This is a genomic window from Deferrisoma palaeochoriense (assembly GCF_054656955.1).
Genome location: NZ_BAAHXI010000082.1, coordinates 1 through 14,943, shown reverse-complemented (window position 1 = coordinate 14,943; position 14,943 = coordinate 1). Strand labels below are relative to the sequence as shown.

The window sequence follows — 14,943 nt, the reverse complement described above, 5'->3', positions numbered from 1 at the left end:
GCTGCTCGGCCGTCGCGCTTCGTCGGAACCCCCAGCCCCAGCGACGCAATTTGTCTTTGTGAGACGGACCACTGGAGACCGAAGACCGTTCCCATGGAGATCGTGCGAGGTCGCCTGTACCGGGTGGTGGTGGAATACCCCTGGGGCAAACGGGTCGAGGTGGTCACCCGGGAGGTGGTGCGGGAAACCGACGGCACCGTGCGTTGGGCCGGGGAGGGCGGGTGGCGGGCCCTCGACGTGGTGATCGGGGAGACCGAGGCCTGGCTCCTGGGCTGGCACGAGGGCCACACCGACGTGACCGTGCGGATCGAGCCGGCCGAGTGACGCCGGGGCCTTCGGTTGGGGGCTGTCACCACGGAGGACACGGAGAACACGGAGGGAGCTTCGTCCGGGTCCGGCCAGGGCGGCGGCGAGGGTCCTCTCAACCGCGGACCGACGACCGGCGACTGCAGGACCGACGACCGAACTCGAAAAGGAGGGCGCTTGTGGAATACCGAACCTTGGGACGGACGGGACTTCGGGTGTCGGCCCTGGGCCTGGGGTGCATGCGGCTGCCCACGGTGGGGGACGACGAGACCGCCATCGACGAGGCCGCGGCCGCGGCCGTGGTGCGCCGGGCGGTGGATCTCGGGGTGAACTACCTGGACACCGCCTACCCGTACCACGGCGGGGAGAGCGAGCGGTTCCTGGGGCGGGTGCTCTCGGGGGGGCTGCGCGACCGGGTGCTCCTGGCCGACAAGATGCCGCCGTGGTTCGTGCGGGAACCCGCCGATCTCGAACGGATCTTCGCCGAGCAGCTCGAGCGGCTTCGCACCGACCGGATCGACCTCTATCTCCTCCACAGCCTGAACCGGCGGTTTTGGAAGCGGTTTCGGGAGATGGGCGCCCTGGAGTTCCTGGAGGGGAAGCGCCGGGAGGGGCGCATCGGGTTCGTGGGGTTTTCGTTCCACGACCGGTTCCCCGTGTTCCGGGAGATCGTGGACGCCTACGACTGGGACTTCTGCCAGATCCAGTACAACTACATGGACGAGGAGGTCCAGGCCGGCACCGCGGGGCTCCGGTACGCGGCGGGCCGGGGGCTCGGGGTGGTGATCATGGAGCCCCTGCGGGGCGGCCGCCTGGCCCGGGCCGAGGGGGCGGGTCTGGAGGAGATCTGGCGGGGGGCCGACCCGGCGGCGACGGCGCTCCGGTGGGTGTGGGGCCACCCCGAGGTGTCGGTGGTGCTGAGCGGCATGGGCCGGGTCGAGGAGGTGGAGGCGAACGCCGCCGCGGCCGCCCGGTCGGCCGAGCCCCTGCCCCGGGCCGACCTCGACCGGATCGCCCGGGCCCGTGCGTGGTACCGAAGCCGGCTGCGGGTGCCCTGCACGTTCTGCCAGTACTGCCTGCCGTGCCCCCAGGGGGTGAACATCCCGCGGATCTTCGAGCTCGTGAACGACGCGAGCATGTTCGAGGACTGGCAGGCCGTGCGGCGGCGGTACCAGCGGTTCACCCCGGCCGACGAGCGGGCCGACAACTGCGTGGCCTGTGGCGCCTGCGAGGAGGTCTGCCCCCAGGGCATCGGGATCGTCGAGGAACTCCGGAAGGCCCACGGGGAGCTGGGGTGACCCCGCCGGCTTCCGCAGCAACCACGGGGATCTGGCAACACTTCGGTTGGTGTCAGCAAATCCCGGCGCGACGTCGGATTTTTTGACGGCGGACCCCCGTGCCTGGTAGAAAGGGTCGACATCCGCCCGGCGGCGGATGGGGAGGTGTACGGTGCGGGCCCTGGACCAGCAGGTGCTTCGGGTCGATGCGGCGGGGATCCCCCTGGAGTGGGTCGACTACCAGGAGGCGGTGCGGCTCTACCACCTGGGGCGGGTGGTGTTCGCCCTGGGCCGCACGGTGTACCGGATCCGGGGCGGGGTGAACGCCCGCACAGGGAGGCGAAGCGAGATCGCCGTGCAGGCCATCGTGGCTACGGCCTCCGACCGCCGGGCCATCCAGAAGGCCCTGGCCCGGTACACGCCGCCCCTTTCGAACGCCACCCTGTTCCGCCGTGACGCCTACCTGTGCCTCTACTGCGGGCGGCGGTTCCGCCGCAAAGACCTCTCCCGCGACCACGTAACCCCCCTGAGCCGGGGCGGCACCGACACCTGGAACAACGTGGTCACCGCCTGCAAGCGCTGCAACCACCGAAAGAGCGGCCGCACCCCCGAGGAGGCCGGCATGCAGCTGCTGGCCGTGCCCTTCACCCCGAGCCACGCCGAGTACATCTACCTCCAGGGCCGCCGGGTGCTCGCCGACCAGATGGAGTTCCTGCTTCACCACATCCCCCCCACGAGCCCCTTCCACGAGCGGCTTCGCCTGTATCGGCACTGATACCAAGTTGCCATCCATCGCATAGGATTCCGGGGGAGGGGCAAGGAACCTGCCTCCTGCCGGGCGCGAAGCCGGACATTGAGATTCGCCGCGCCGGCACAGGACCGAACACCTGGTTTCATGGCAGTGCGGCAGAATCCGAACCCTTTCGCGGTCCGAGCGTCAGAGGCGGGGCGCGGCGAGCTAGGGAGCCGCGCCCGGCTCTCCGACAGGCCCCTTGCCCCTCCAAGCAGGCGGCCAAACAGCTTTGAACGCGACTCGGTATGACGGGGCCCTCACCCCACCAGGTTCTTGAGCCACCCGAAGGCGACGAAGGTGCCCAGGGCGCTCCCCAGGTTGGAAAAGAGGAACACCAGGAGCACCCGGGCCACCCGGTTCGTCCACCACCCCTTCCAGTGGGAGAGATCGTCCAGGAGCCTTTCCAGGTCCCGAACCCGGGGCCGCCTCGCCCAGGCCTGCACCACGCCCGTGACCATGCCGGCGCCCACCGTGGGGTTGAGCGAGGTCAGGGGCGCGGCCACGAAGGCCGAGGCCACGGTCAGGGGGTGCCCCAGGGCGGCCGCCGCCCCGGCCGCGGCCAGAAGGCCGTTCGCCAGCACCCAGGCCCAGGCCGCCTCCCGGAGGGCCTTCGTGTCGCCGGCGGCAAACCCCGCCAGAAACAGGGCCACCACGATTGCCGGAAGGATCCAGGGGAGCGCCCGGGACACCGGGCCCCGGGGCGGGAGCGTTTCCAGTTCGGCCGGATCGCCCGGATCTTCGCCCGAGGTGAGCCACCGGGCGATCCCCGGCACGTGGGCCGCCCCCACCACCGCGAGCACCCGGGTGCCCCCCGAGGCCAGGATCTTGGCCGCCATGTAGCGGTCGCGCTCGTCCACCAGTACGGCCTTGGCCTCGGGCGCCGCCGAGCTCATCTCCTCCAGGAGCGCCGAGAGGGTGTCGGCCTGCCGCAACCGCGCGAGATCCTCCTCCCCCACTTCCTCGTCGGCGAAGGCCCCGGCCAACAACGCCCCCGCGAGCCGGAACCGCCGCCAGACCCCGGTGTTGCGCCAGGCCCGGAGCAGGGTGAGCCGGATCGGCCGGTCCACGAGCTCCACCGGGATCCCCCGGGCCTCGGCCCCGGTTACGGCCGCGAGGAGCTCCTCGCCGGGCCGGACCTCGGTGGCGAGCCCCATCCGCCTCTGGAACGCCGCCAGGGCCAGGTTCGCCAGGAGCATCGGCCCCTGGCCGGTCCGCAGGGCCTTCACCAGGTCGAGCCGGCGCCACCGGTCCGGGTCGCGCAGGGCCCGGAGCCGGTCGGGGTCGAGCTCCACGCAGACCCGGTCCGGCCGGACCTCCTCCAGGGCCCGTTCCACGGCCTCGACGCTCCGGCGCGACACGTGGGCCGTGCCCAGGAGGGCGATCTCGCGGCCGCCGGTCTCGATGCGCTGCCACTCGGGTTCCATGATCCCTCCGGTTCCAGGGGGCGGAGGCGCCATTCTACGGGCCGGGTGCGGACGGGCCAAGGGGCCCGGTTGTTTCCCCCCCGCCGGATGGGGTAAAAGCACGGGAACCCACGACGAAATTCGGGTACGTTTCCGAAACCCGAGCCCGACGGAGGAGCCATGGACGTCCCCCCGCCCCCCCGGGCCCGGCGCGCTTGCGCGCGGCGGGCCGCCTTCGTACCGGCGTTCCTGATCCTCTGCCTCGCCTTCCCCGCGGGCGCCCTGGCCCGCGATCTCACGGCGCTCCCCCTCGAGGAGCTCCTGGAGATCCGGATCACCTCGGCGGCCCGAAAGCCCCAGAGCCTCGCGGAGGCCGCCGGGCCGGTCACGGTGATCACCGCCGAGGAGATCCGGCGCTCGGGCGCCACGACCCTGCCCGAGGTCCTGCGGATGGTGCCCGGGCTCCACGTGGGGCGGCTGAACGCCAACACCTGGGCCCTGTCGGTCCGGGGGTTCGACGGCCGGTGGGCCAACAAGCTTCTGGTGATGATCGACGGGCGCACCGTGTACTCGCCGCTCTTCTCCGGGGTGTTCTGGGACGCCCAGGACGTGCTCCTCGAGGACGTGGACCGGATCGAGGTGATCCGGGGCCCGGGCGCGGCCCTGTGGGGGGCGAACGCGGTGAACGGCGTGATCCACGTGGTCACCAAATCCGCGGCCGACACCTGGGGCGGGTACCTGGAGGCCGGGGGCGGCGACGAGGAACGGGGGTTCGGCGCCGTGCGCTACGGCGGGCGCCTCGGCCGGGGCCTGTGGGGCCGGATCTGGGCCAAGGGGTTCGACCGGGACGGGGCCGCCGACCCGGCGGGCGGGCAGGCCCCGGACGACTGGAGCCAGGTGCGGGGCGGGTTCCGGCTCGACGCCGAGCGGGCCGCCTCGACCTGGACCCTCCAAGGAGAGATCTACCGGGGCCGGTCGGGCGCCGTGTACACCGTGCCCACCGCGGACCCCGACCGCCTGGAGACCTGGGCCGACGACACCGCGCTCTGGGGCGGAAACCTCCTGGGCCGGTGGGGCCGGAAGCTCGGGGCGGCGGGCCGGTTCCAGCTCCAGGCCTACTACGACCGTACCTCCCGGGACGAGGCAATCGGCCGGGAGGAACGGGAGGCCTGGGACCTGGACCTCCAGCACCGGTTCTCCCTGGGGCGGCGGCACGACGTGGTGTGGGGCGGGGGGGTGCGGCTGTCCCGGGACCGGATCGACGGCACCGCGATCATCCGGTTCGATCCGGCCCGCCGCACCGACCGGCTCTGGAACGCGTTCCTTCAGGACGAGGTGGCGCTCGTGCCGGACCATCTGCACCTGATCCTGGGGGTCCGGGCCGAGCACAACAACTACACGGGCGCCGAGTGGCAGCCCGACGCCCGGGTGCTCTGGCGGGTCACCCCCGGCCACACCCTGTGGGCGGGGGCATCCCGGGCCGTGCGGACGCCGAGCCGGGCCGAGGCCGACGCGGTGATGGCCGGCCAGGTGCTGGGCGTGGGCAACCCGGCGAACCCCCTGCCCGTCGTGATCCGGCCCGAGTTCCGGGGCGACGACGGGTTCGGAAGCGAGTCGGTGGTCTCGTGGCAGGTGGGGTACCGGGCCCGGTGGACCGAAGCGGTCTCCACGGACCTGGCCGCGTTTCTGAGCCGATACCGGGACCTTCGGACCATCGACTCCCGGGTGGTCGGGCCCGATCCCCTCCACCCCGGATGGCTCGTGGCCACGGGCGGGCCAGGGAACCGGGCGGATGCGGTGTCGAAGGGGGTCGAGGCCGAGGCCCGCTGGCGGGTGACCCGGGCCTGGCGCCTCCGGGTCGCCTACACCTGGTTTCTGCTCGACATCGACCCGGGCGGCTCCAGCGATTTTTCGGCCGAGTTCGAGGAGGGCAAGACCCCCCGGCACCAGGTGGACCTGCGGTCCTACGCCGACCTGCCCGGGGGCTGGTCGCTGGACCTGGGGCTTCGGTACGTAGGGAGCCTGGAGCGCCGGGACATCCCGCCCTACTGGGGCCTCGACGCCCGGCTCGCCTGGGAGCCCTCGCCGGGGATCGAGCTCGAGATCGTGGGCCGCGACCTGCTGGAACCCTCCCACCCGGAGTTCCCGCGGGAGGACTTCCTCCGGCTCGAGACCTCGGAGCCGGAGCGATCGGTCTACGCCGCGGTGCGGGCGAGGTTTTAGGGCGGCGGGATGGCGCGTTTCCAGGGGTGGGTGATTCTCTGGGCCGCCCTGTGGGCGGCCGCGGCCGGGGCGGCGGAGCCCGAGTACCGGGTGAAGGCCGCGTTCCTCTACCATTTCGCCCAGCTCACCACTTGGGAGCGCGCCGCCCCGGCCGAGGGGTTCGAGGTGTGTGTGGTGGGCGACGACCCCTTCGGCCCCGAGCTCGACCTCCTCGAGGGTAAACGGGTCCACGGCCTCCGGGTCGGGGTCCGGAGGTGCGGGCGAACCCCCTGCCGGTGCCCGGTGGTGTTCGTGGCCCGGAGCGAGGCCCCCCGCCTCCCCGAGGTGCTCGGGGCCCTCGACGACGGCGTTCTCACGGTGAGCGACATCCCGGGGTTCGCGGACCGAGGGGGCATGATCGAGCTCGTGGAGCGGGACGGGAGGCTTCGGTTCCGGATCCACCGGGGCCGGGCCGGGCAGGCGGGACTCCGGTTCGACGCCCGGCTGTTGCGGCTGGCCGAGGAGGTGCTCCCGTGACCCGGTGGCTACGGGACGCGCCCCTGGGCCGGAAGGTAGCCGTGCTCCTGGTGGGGGGCGGGCTCTGGGTGACCGCGCTCGCTACGGCCGCGCTCGTGGCCTGGGAGACCCGGGTCGCCCGGGAGCAGGCGGCGGCCGCGGTGGAGGGGGTGGCCGCCGTGGTGGCCTACCACGTGGCCCCCGCCCTCGCCTTCGACGACCGGGCGGTGGCCCGGCAGGGCCTCGACGCGCTGCGGGCCGTGCCCGATGTGACCGGTGCGGTCCTGTGGAACGCCCGGGGGGAGGTGTTCGCGGCCTGGGGCCCGGGGTTGCCGGCGGAGCCGCCGGACCCGGGGCTGGGCTGGGAGGGTGAGGGGTTCTCCCTGACCCGCCCGGTCCGGCTGGAGGGGGAGGTGGTCGGGGCGCTCTGGGTTCGATCCGGCCTCGCGACGCTCCACCAGAGGCTCGGCCGGTACGGCGCCGTCGCCGCCGCGGCGCTCCTGGTGGCCGCCGCGGTGGCGGTCGGGGCGGCCTGGCTCCTTCGGGTGGTCGTGGCCGACCGGATCCGGAGGCTGGCGGCGGTGGCGGAGCGGGCGGCCCGGGAGGGCGACTACGGCGTGCGGGCGGAGGACGACGGCCGGGACGAGGTGGGCGTTCTCGCCCGGGGGCTCAATCACCTGCTGGAGGCCGTCGAGATCCGCGAGGCGGAGCTCCGCCGGCACCGGGACCACCTGGAGGATCGGGTCCGGGAGCGCACCCGGGAGCTGCGGGAAGCCAAGGAGGCCGCAGAGAAGGCGAGCCGAGCCAAGAGCCGGTTCCTGGCCCTGGTGAGCCACGAGCTGCGCACCCCGCTGACGACGATCCTCGGGGAGGCCGACCTCGCCCTGCGGGGGGAGGGGGGGGACCCGCGGCCGCGGCTCGAGAGGATCCGGGACGCCGGACGGGCCCTCCGGGCCCTTGTGGAAGACCTTCTGGACGTGGGCCGGATCGAGGCGGGTGACGTGCGGCTGGAGGCCCGGCCGTTCTCCCCGGCCGGCGTGGTGCGGGAGGTGGCCGAGGCGTTTCGGGCGAGGGCCGAGGCCAAGGGACTCCTCCTTCGGGTAGAGGCCGGGGCCGGCCCTGAGGTTCTCGGCGACCCGATCCGGGTGCGCCAGATCCTGTGGAACCTCCTCGATAACGCGATCAAGTTCACGGAGCGGGGCTGGGTAGCGGTCCGCTCCGGGTCCCGCCCGGAGGGAGGGGTCTGGTTCGAGGTGGAGGACACGGGGCCGGGCGTCCCGGCCGCCGACCGGGAGCGGGTGTTCCGGGCGTTCGAGCAGGGGGAAGCCCTCGACCGCCGGCACCACCCGGGCGCCGGGCTCGGGCTCCCGATCTGCCGGAGCCTTGCCGGGCTGATGGGGGGCACCGTGGCCCTGGCCGACGGCACGGAGGACGGGGCCCTGTTCCGGGTGGATCTGCCGCTGCCACCCGCCGGGGCGGAGCCCCAGCCCGATCTGCGGGGGCTTCGGGTGCTGGTGGCGGAGGACAACCCCCTGAACCGGAGCCTCGCCCGGGCGTTTCTGGAGACCCTGGGGTGCCGGGTGGAGGAGGCCGCCGACGGGGAATCCGCGCTCGCGGCCTGGAACCGGGGGCGGCCCGACGCCGTGCTCCTCGACTGCCAGATGCCGGGGATGGACGGGTTCGAGGTGGCGCGCCGGATCCGCGAGGCCGAGGGGGGCACCGGCCGGCGCACCTGGATTGTGGCCTGCACCGCCTACGGGAGCGACGAGGACCGGGAGCGGTGCCGGGCGGCGGGCATGGATCGGGTGGTCCTGAAACCCTTCGGGGCCGAGGACCTGGCCCGGAGCCTTCGGCCGGCCGTCGGCGGGGCCGAGGTGGACCGGGCCGTGGTGGACCGGATCCTCGCCTTGGAACGCTCGGGCCGGGCGGGCCTTGCGGCCCGGGTGGTCGCGGCGTACCGGGAGGAGGCAGCGCGGCTCACGGGCGAGCTCCAGGAGGCCCTCGGCCGGGCCGACGCCGAGGCGGTGCACCGGGCGGCCCACGCCCTGAAATCGGTGAGCCTCAACGCCGGGGCGGCCGGCCTGGCCCGGCGGTGCGCCCGGGTGTCCGAGGCGGCGCGGCGGGGGGACCTGGAGGGGGCCCGGCCGGAGGCCGAGGCGATCGTGACCGAATGGCCCGCGGCGGTGCGGGCCATTGAGGAGGCGTTCGGAGGGACGGCATGACGCGAGACGGCGAACCCCCGGCCCGGGTGTTGGTGGCCGACGACGACCCGGTGGACCGGCTTTTGGCCGAGGAGGTGCTCCTTGCAGAGGGGTACGAGGTGGCCTGCGCGGCCGACGGGGAGGCCGCCTGGGAGGCGTGCCGGGAGGCACCGCCCGATCTCCTGGTGCTTGACCTCCTCATGCCCGGGCTCGACGGGTTCGAGGTTCTGGGGCGGCTCCGGGCCGAGGCGTGGGGACAGGAAGTGCCGGTTCTGGTGCTCACGGGGCTCGACGACACGGAGGCCATCGAGCGGGCCTACCGCCTGGGCGCCACCGACTTCGCCACCAAGCCCGCCAACTGGCTGATCCTGGCCCAGCGGCTCCGTTACATGCTCCGGGCGAGCCGCACGGCCCGGGACCTCGCGGAGCGCACCCGGGAGCTCGAGGAGGCCCAGCGGATCGCGCGCCTGGGGAGCTGGCGCTGGGACCCGGAGGGGGAGCGCCTGTGGGGCTCTCGGGAGTTGCGCCGTATCCTCGGAATCGAGGACCACCACGAGCTTGCGCCCCGCGTCCTGTGGGACGCCGTTCCGGCCGACGACCGCCCCGAGGTGGAGCGGCTCTGGGAAGCCGCCCTGCGGCATGGCGCCGCCGGAAGCCTCCTTCACCGGATCGTCCGGCCCGACGGGACCGTTCTGCGGGTCCGTCACCGCATCGCGGCCGAGGCGAGTGGGCTCCGGGGAACCGTGCTCGACGTGACCCGGGAGGTGGAGCTCGAGGAGCGGCTCCGCCAGGCCCAGAAGCTCGAGGCCCTGGGGACGCTGGCCGGCGGCATCGCCCACGACTTCAACAACCTCCTGGTGCCGATCCTGGGGTTCACGGAGCTCGCCCTGTCCCAGCTCCCGGAGGACAGCCCGGTGCGGCCCGGCCTCGGTAACGTGGCCACGGCGGCCCGCCGGGCCCGGGAGCTCGTGCGCCAGATCCTCGCCTTCAGCCGGGGCGGCGAGGGGCCGGTCCGGCCGGTGTGCCTCGCCCGGCTCGTCCGGGAGGTGGGGCGGATGCTGGGGGCGCAGCTCCCACCCGGGGTGGGGTGGGCCGAGGATCTGGGGGAAGGGGAGTTCACGGTGTTGGGCGACGAGGCCCGGCTCCACCAGGTGATCCTGAACCTCTGCCAAAACGCGGTGCAGGCGGTCGAGGAGGCCGGGGGGGAGGTGCGCGTGCGGCTCGCCCGGGCGCCCGACCCGGACGGCCGCGACAGCGTGTGCCTGGAGGTGGCCGACACGGGGTGCGGCATGCCGCCCGAGGTGCGGGAGCGGGCGTTCGAGCCGTTTTTCACCACGAAGCCCGTGGGGAAGGGCACGGGGCTCGGGCTGAGCGTGGTATACGGGGTGGTCAAGAGCCTCGGGGGCCGGGTCGAGGTGGAAAGCGAGCCGGGAAAGGGGAGCACGTTCCGGGTGTTTCTGCGGCCGGCCGTCTCTCCCGCAGAGCCGGCTCCCCAGGGGCGGGTCGGGCGCCCGAGGCCGGGGCCCCTCAAGATCCTTCTCGTGGACGACGAGGAGACCCTCCTCGCGTTCGGCCGGGCGGTGCTCGAGGGGGCGGGGCACAGGGTGGACGTGTCGGCGGACCCCCGCGAGGCCCTGGGACGGCTGCGGCTCGACCCGCGCCGCTACGACCTCGTGCTGGCCGACCGGTCCATGCCCGGGATGGGGGGCGATGAGCTTCTCGCCGAGATGAAGCGCCTGCGGCCCGACCTCGTCACGATCCTGTGTACGGGCGGATCCGTCGGGGAGGCCCCGGCCGCCGACCGGGTGCTCCAAAAGCCCCTCGCCCCCGACGAACTCGTCGCCGCGGTGGAGGGGGCGGCCGCGGCACGCCCCGACCGTTGATCGCCGTCTAGAAGCGCACGCTGGGGTTGTGGAGGGTGCCGGAGCCGGGGCTCGGGGGATCCAGGAGGACCCGGCGGCCCTCGACCCGGAGCCGGCCCTCGGCCAGGTACTGGAGAGCCTGGGGGTAGATGCGGTGCTCCTCCCGGAGGATCCGGGCCGCCAGCGTCTCGGGGGTGTCGTCGTCGCGCACCGGCACCACGGCCTGACAAATGATCGGCCCGGTGTCCATGCCCTCGTCCACGAAGTGCACCGTGCAGCCCGAGAACTTGGCGCCGTGGGCGATGACCTTCTCGTGGACGTGGAGCCCGGGGAACGCCGGCAGGAGGGCCGGGTGGATATTGAGCACCCGGCCCGGGAACGCCCCCAGGAGCCGGGGGGTCACGAGGCGCATGTACCCGGCCAGGGCCACGGTGTCGACCCCGTGGCGCCGGAGGGTCTCCACCACGGCCTCGTCGTGGGCCTCCCGGGGCCGGGCCGGGTCCCAGGGCACCACCTCGGCCGGGACCCCGGCGTTTCGGGCCCGCTCGAGGCCGTAGGCCCCGGGATTGTCGCTCACGACCACGCGCACCTCGGCGTCGAGCCTGCCCGAGGCGGCAGCGTCCAGGATGGCCTGGAGGTTTGACCCGCTCCCCGAGACGAGGACCCCGAGCCGAAGGGTCATCCCGCCCACTCCAGCGCGCGTTGGCCCTCTTCGCGTTCTTCGATCACGCCGATCACCCACGCCCTCTCGCCGAGGGCCTCGAGGCGGGCCACGACCTCCTCCACCTCCTGGGGGGGCACGATCACCGCGAACCCGATCCCGCAGTTGAACGTGCGGAAGAGTTCCTCCTCGGGCACGGACCCGAGGTCCTGGAGCAGCCGGAAGAGCATGGGGACCTCCCAGGCCGAGCGATCCACCACGGCCCGGCAGCCCTGGGGCAGCACCCGGGGCAGGTTCTCGGGGAGGCCGCCGCCGGTGATGTGGGCCATGCCCTTCACGGTGAAGTCCCGCAGGAGGTTGAGCGCCGTTCGCACGTAGATGCGGGTGGGGGTGAGGAGCACCTCCCCCAGGGGGCGGCCGAGCTCGGGGAACACGTGGTCCAGGCCGAACCCGTGGCGGTCGAAGAGGATCGTTCGGGCCAGGGAGTACCCGTTGCTGTGAAGCCCCGTGGACCCGAGGCCCACGATCCGGTCCCCCACCGTGATGCCGGACCCGTCGATCATGCGGTCCCGGTCCACGACGCCCACGCAGAACCCGGCGAGGTCGTACTCCCCGTCGGCGTACATCCCCGGAAGTTCGGCCGTCTCCCCGCCCACCAGGCTGCACCGGGCCTCCTGGCACCCCTTGGCGATCCCGCGGATCACGGCCTCGGCCACCCCCTCGTCCAGGCGCCCCATGGCAAAGTAGTCGAGGAAGAACAGGGGCTCGGCCCCCTGGACGACCACATCGTTCGCGCACATGGCCACGAGATCGATGCCCACGGTGTCGTGGACCCCGGTCTGGAACGCGATCTTGAGCTTCGTGCCCACCCCGTCGGTGGAGCTCACGAGCACCGGGTTTTCCAGGGGGAACTCGGCCAGCGACACGGCGGCGCCGAAGCCGCCCACGTGGCCCATCACCTCGGGTCGCAGGGTGGGCTTCACCACCTCCCGGATCCGGTCCACCAAGCGGGACGCCGCGTCGATGTCCACCCCGGCGTCCCGGTAGGTCAGGTTCTCGCTCACGACCTTTCCTCCCTCGCTGCCTCCCCAAAACGGAGCGGCTAGCCTAGCCAAAGGCCCCGGGAGTGTCAATCGCCGCCCCCGGTTGCCCGGCCCTCGTCTCTGCCCGTAGAATGCCGACGTTTCGAGGGCCCCGGGCCCTTCCCAGTCCCCCACGGGAGGTGTGGCGATGGTGCAGATCCTGGTTTCCTACTCGAGCCGATCCGGCAACACCGAAAAGCTCGCCCGGGCCGTCGCCCGGGGCGCCGAGCAGGCCGGGGCGCAGGTGGTGTGCAAGCGGGCCTCCGAGACCACCAAAGAGGACCTGATCGCGGCCGACGGGATCATCCTCGGAAGCCCGGTGTATTTCGGCACGGTGACGGCCGAGATGAAGGACCTGATCGACCGCAGCGTGGGCGCTCGGCGGAAGCTGCGCAACAAGGTGGGCGCCGCCTTCGCCACCGGCGGGCACCACACCGGGGGGAAGGAGACCACGCTCCTGAGCATGATCGTCGCGTTCCTGATCCACGAGATGGTGGTGGTGGGCGACCCCATCGAAACCGGGGGCCACTACGGCGTGGCCTGCCTGGGGGCGCCCGGACCCGACGACGAGCGGGCCGGGGAACTCCTGGGCGCCCGGGTGGCCGACGTGGCCCGGCGGCTCAAGGGGGAGTGACGATCGGCCGAGAAGCGGCCGGTTCGGGGGGGAACGTCCGGATCGTGGCCGTGGGCACCGGCACCTGCGTGCCCCGGATCGACCGGCGGGGCCCGTGCACCCTTTTGGAGGCGCAGGGATACCGGGTGGTCGTGGACCTGGGCCTCGGGGCGCTCCACGGCCTCCTGGCCGCGGGGGTCCGGCACCAGGACGTGGACGCCGCGGTTTTCACCCACCTCCACCCCGACCACACGGCCGAGTTGGTGGCGTTTCTTTTCGCGGCCGGCTACGACGAGACCCCACGCACCCGGGCCCTCACCCTGGTGGGGGGGCCGGGGTTCGGGCGGTTCGTCGAGGCCCTGGGGGGGGCCTACGGCGATTGGCTCGATCCCCGGGGATACCCGCTGGAACTTCGGGAGTGCGCTCCGGGGGACCGGTTCGCGCTCGGGCCCTGGGCGCTCCGGACGGGCCTCGCCCGCCACCACCCCTCGAGCCTGGCGCTTCGCTGGGAGCACGCCGGCCGGTCGGTCGTGATCACCGGCGACACCGGGCCGGACCGGGGCCTCGCCCGGTTCGCCCGCGGCGCCGATCTTCTCGTGGCGGAGGCCAGCTTGCCCGAGGGCGCGGCCTTCGACCGCCACCTGACCGCCCGTCAGGCCGGGGACCTGGCCCGGGAGGCCCGGGCAAGGGCCCTGGTGCTCCACCACCTCTACCCCTCCGCCGACCGGGCCGAGCCCGGCCGCTACGCGGCCGAGGCCTTCCCCGGACCCGTGATCGTGGCCCGGGACGGCATGGTGGTGTGGGAGGGGGACGGGATCGCCGGGGCCACCTGAACCCGGCTCGCAGACCGAGTCGTCCGCCCCCTACCCCGATCCCGGCCCGGCACCGATCTCCGGGTGTTCCCTGCGCAACACGGACTCCAGCGCCTCCACCACCACCGGATCGAACTGGGTTCCGGCCGCTCGCCGCAGTTCGGAAAGCGCCTGGACGGGGGTCATGCCCCCACGGTAGGGCCGGTCGCTCGTCATGGCGTCGTAGGCGTCGGCCACGGCCAGGATCCGTGCCTCCAGGCGGAGGTCCGATCCCCCGATGCCCATCGGATATCCGGTGCCGTCCGGCCGCTCGTGGTGCTGCAGCACCACCTCGGCCACCTCCCGGAGCCAGGACAGGGGCTCCAGGATCTTGGCCCCCGTGAGGGGGTGTTGGCGCACCAGGTCGAGTTCCACGGGGCCGAGCCGCCCGGGTTTCTGCAGCACCTCGTGGCGCAGGGCGATTTTGCCGATGTCGTGGAGCATGGCGGCCTGCTCCAGCACCTCAAAGGCCCGTTCGGGGATCTCGAGCTCCCGGCCCACGGCGAGGGCGAGCCGGGTCACCCGCTGGGAGTGGCCCCGGGTGTAGGCATCCTTGGCCTCAATGGCGTTCACCAGCGACTCGACGATCTCCAGGGTGGCCTTCTGCTGGAGGCGGTGGAGCCGGGCCGCCTCGTGCACGGCGGCCACCTCCCGGGCGAACGGGAGAAGGACGTCCAGGTCCCGGCGGCCGAAGGCCAGTCGCCCCTCCGGGTCGTAGACGAGGAGGAGTGCCTCGGGCCGGTCGGCGTCGGGGGCCTGGACGGGGGCGGCCGCAAGCGACCGGACCGGCCGGCCGGACACCGGGTCCGAAACCGCCTCCCCCGGCCCGGCGTCCACCACCGCTCCCCGGGGGGTCGCGAGATCGGCCAGGGGTAGTTCCGGGCCGAACCGGATCTCGGCCCGGGCCGGGTTCACGCGGCCGAAGGCCCCGGCAAGCCGCCAGGTCCCCGGTGTCGAGGGGCATCGGAGAAGGACGCAGGCGGTGCGGGCCCGCACCGCCTCGGCCCCCCGGCGGGCCGCGGGCGGTTGCAACGCCTCGGGGTAGCCGGCCCGGGGCAGGTGCCGGCCCAGCTCCCCCACGGTGATCATGCCTTACAACGCCTCCTCCAGCAACCCGGTTCCCTCCCGGAACCGGTTTTCCACGTCCAGGTGGACGGCGGCCTGCTCTTTCCATGC

The 14,943-nt window shown here is 73.5% G+C and carries 13 protein-coding genes; 9 read left to right on the top strand and 4 right to left on the bottom strand.

Translation table 11 applies throughout. From position 1 onward, the window contains the following. Window positions 1-93 precede the first annotated feature (93 nt). The 3 genes from ACYQ8L_RS16615 to ACYQ8L_RS16605 all read left to right on the top strand — a co-directional run bounded on the left by ACYQ8L_RS16615 (window position 94) and on the right by ACYQ8L_RS16605 (window position 2,358). Window positions 94-324 carry a hypothetical protein gene (locus tag ACYQ8L_RS16615; RefSeq protein WP_459942932.1) on the top strand — a complete coding sequence of 77 codons (231 nt, stop codon included), beginning with the start codon at window positions 94-96 and terminating at the stop codon, window positions 322-324. A 161-nt stretch (window positions 325-485) separates the two neighbouring features. Continuing rightward, complete coding sequence (locus tag ACYQ8L_RS16610; RefSeq protein WP_459942931.1) at window positions 486-1,604, top strand: aldo/keto reductase; 1,119 nt, start codon at window positions 486-488, stop codon at window positions 1,602-1,604. 136 nt (window positions 1,605-1,740) lie between these two features. Then, window positions 1,741-2,358, top strand: a complete 618-nt coding sequence (locus tag ACYQ8L_RS16605; RefSeq protein ID WP_459942930.1) for an HNH endonuclease — start codon at window positions 1,741-1,743, stop codon at window positions 2,356-2,358. 275 nt (window positions 2,359-2,633) lie between these two features. On the opposite strand, the gene ACYQ8L_RS16600 is transcribed toward ACYQ8L_RS16605, so the two are convergent. Continuing rightward, on the bottom strand, window positions 2,634-3,800 hold the full coding sequence (locus ACYQ8L_RS16600) for a TraB/GumN family protein (RefSeq protein ID WP_459942929.1): 1,167 nt from the start codon (window positions 3,798-3,800) through the stop codon (window positions 2,634-2,636). A 159-nt stretch (window positions 3,801-3,959) separates the two neighbouring features. Between ACYQ8L_RS16600 and ACYQ8L_RS16595 the strand changes: the two genes are divergently transcribed. From ACYQ8L_RS16595 to ACYQ8L_RS16580, 4 genes are read left to right on the top strand one after another with little or no spacing between them, the layout of a single operon-like run. Continuing rightward, window positions 3,960-6,002, top strand: a complete 2,043-nt coding sequence (locus ACYQ8L_RS16595; protein ID WP_459942928.1) for a TOL_0244 family TonB-dependent receptor — start codon at window positions 3,960-3,962, stop codon at window positions 6,000-6,002. A 9-nt stretch (window positions 6,003-6,011) separates the two neighbouring features. After that, window positions 6,012-6,518 (top strand): YfiR family protein, encoded by a 507-nt coding sequence (locus ACYQ8L_RS16590; RefSeq protein ID WP_459942927.1) that lies wholly within the window; start codon window positions 6,012-6,014, stop codon window positions 6,516-6,518. Continuing rightward, window positions 6,515-8,719: a response regulator gene (locus ACYQ8L_RS16585; protein ID WP_459942926.1), complete on the top strand. Its 2,205-nt coding sequence runs from the start codon at window positions 6,515-6,517 to the stop codon at window positions 8,717-8,719. The genes ACYQ8L_RS16590 and ACYQ8L_RS16585 overlap by 4 nt, the downstream gene beginning before the upstream one ends. Then, window positions 8,716-10,581 carry an ATP-binding response regulator gene (locus ACYQ8L_RS16580; protein ID WP_459942925.1) on the top strand — a complete coding sequence of 622 codons (1,866 nt, stop codon included), beginning with the start codon at window positions 8,716-8,718 and terminating at the stop codon, window positions 10,579-10,581. The genes ACYQ8L_RS16585 and ACYQ8L_RS16580 overlap by 4 nt, the downstream gene beginning before the upstream one ends. Before the next feature lie 7 nt (window positions 10,582-10,588). On the opposite strand, the gene purN is transcribed toward ACYQ8L_RS16580, so the two are convergent. Both purN and purM read right to left on the bottom strand, forming a co-directional pair. Beyond that, complete coding sequence (gene purN, locus ACYQ8L_RS16575) at window positions 10,589-11,242, bottom strand: phosphoribosylglycinamide formyltransferase (protein ID WP_459942924.1); 654 nt, start codon at window positions 11,240-11,242, stop codon at window positions 10,589-10,591. Continuing rightward, window positions 11,239-12,285, bottom strand: coding sequence for a phosphoribosylformylglycinamidine cyclo-ligase (gene purM / locus ACYQ8L_RS16570; RefSeq protein ID WP_459942923.1), 1,047 nt, complete (start codon window positions 12,283-12,285; stop codon window positions 11,239-11,241). Before purM ends, purN begins: the two co-directional genes overlap by 4 nt. 166 nt (window positions 12,286-12,451) lie before the next feature. Between purM and ACYQ8L_RS16565 the strand changes: the two genes are divergently transcribed. Next, window positions 12,452-12,937 (top strand): flavodoxin family protein, encoded by a 486-nt coding sequence (locus tag ACYQ8L_RS16565; protein WP_459942922.1) that lies wholly within the window; start codon window positions 12,452-12,454, stop codon window positions 12,935-12,937. Further along, entirely contained in the window at window positions 12,934-13,749 is an 816-nt protein-coding gene (locus ACYQ8L_RS16560; RefSeq protein WP_459942921.1) for an MBL fold metallo-hydrolase, read from the top strand. The genes ACYQ8L_RS16565 and ACYQ8L_RS16560 overlap by 4 nt, the downstream gene beginning before the upstream one ends. A 30-nt stretch (window positions 13,750-13,779) precedes the next feature. Here the strand turns inward: ACYQ8L_RS16560 and ACYQ8L_RS16555 are convergent, their stop codons facing one another. Then, complete coding sequence (locus tag ACYQ8L_RS16555) at window positions 13,780-14,856, bottom strand: HD-GYP domain-containing protein (RefSeq protein WP_459942920.1); 1,077 nt, start codon at window positions 14,854-14,856, stop codon at window positions 13,780-13,782. Window positions 14,857-14,943 lie beyond the last annotated feature (87 nt).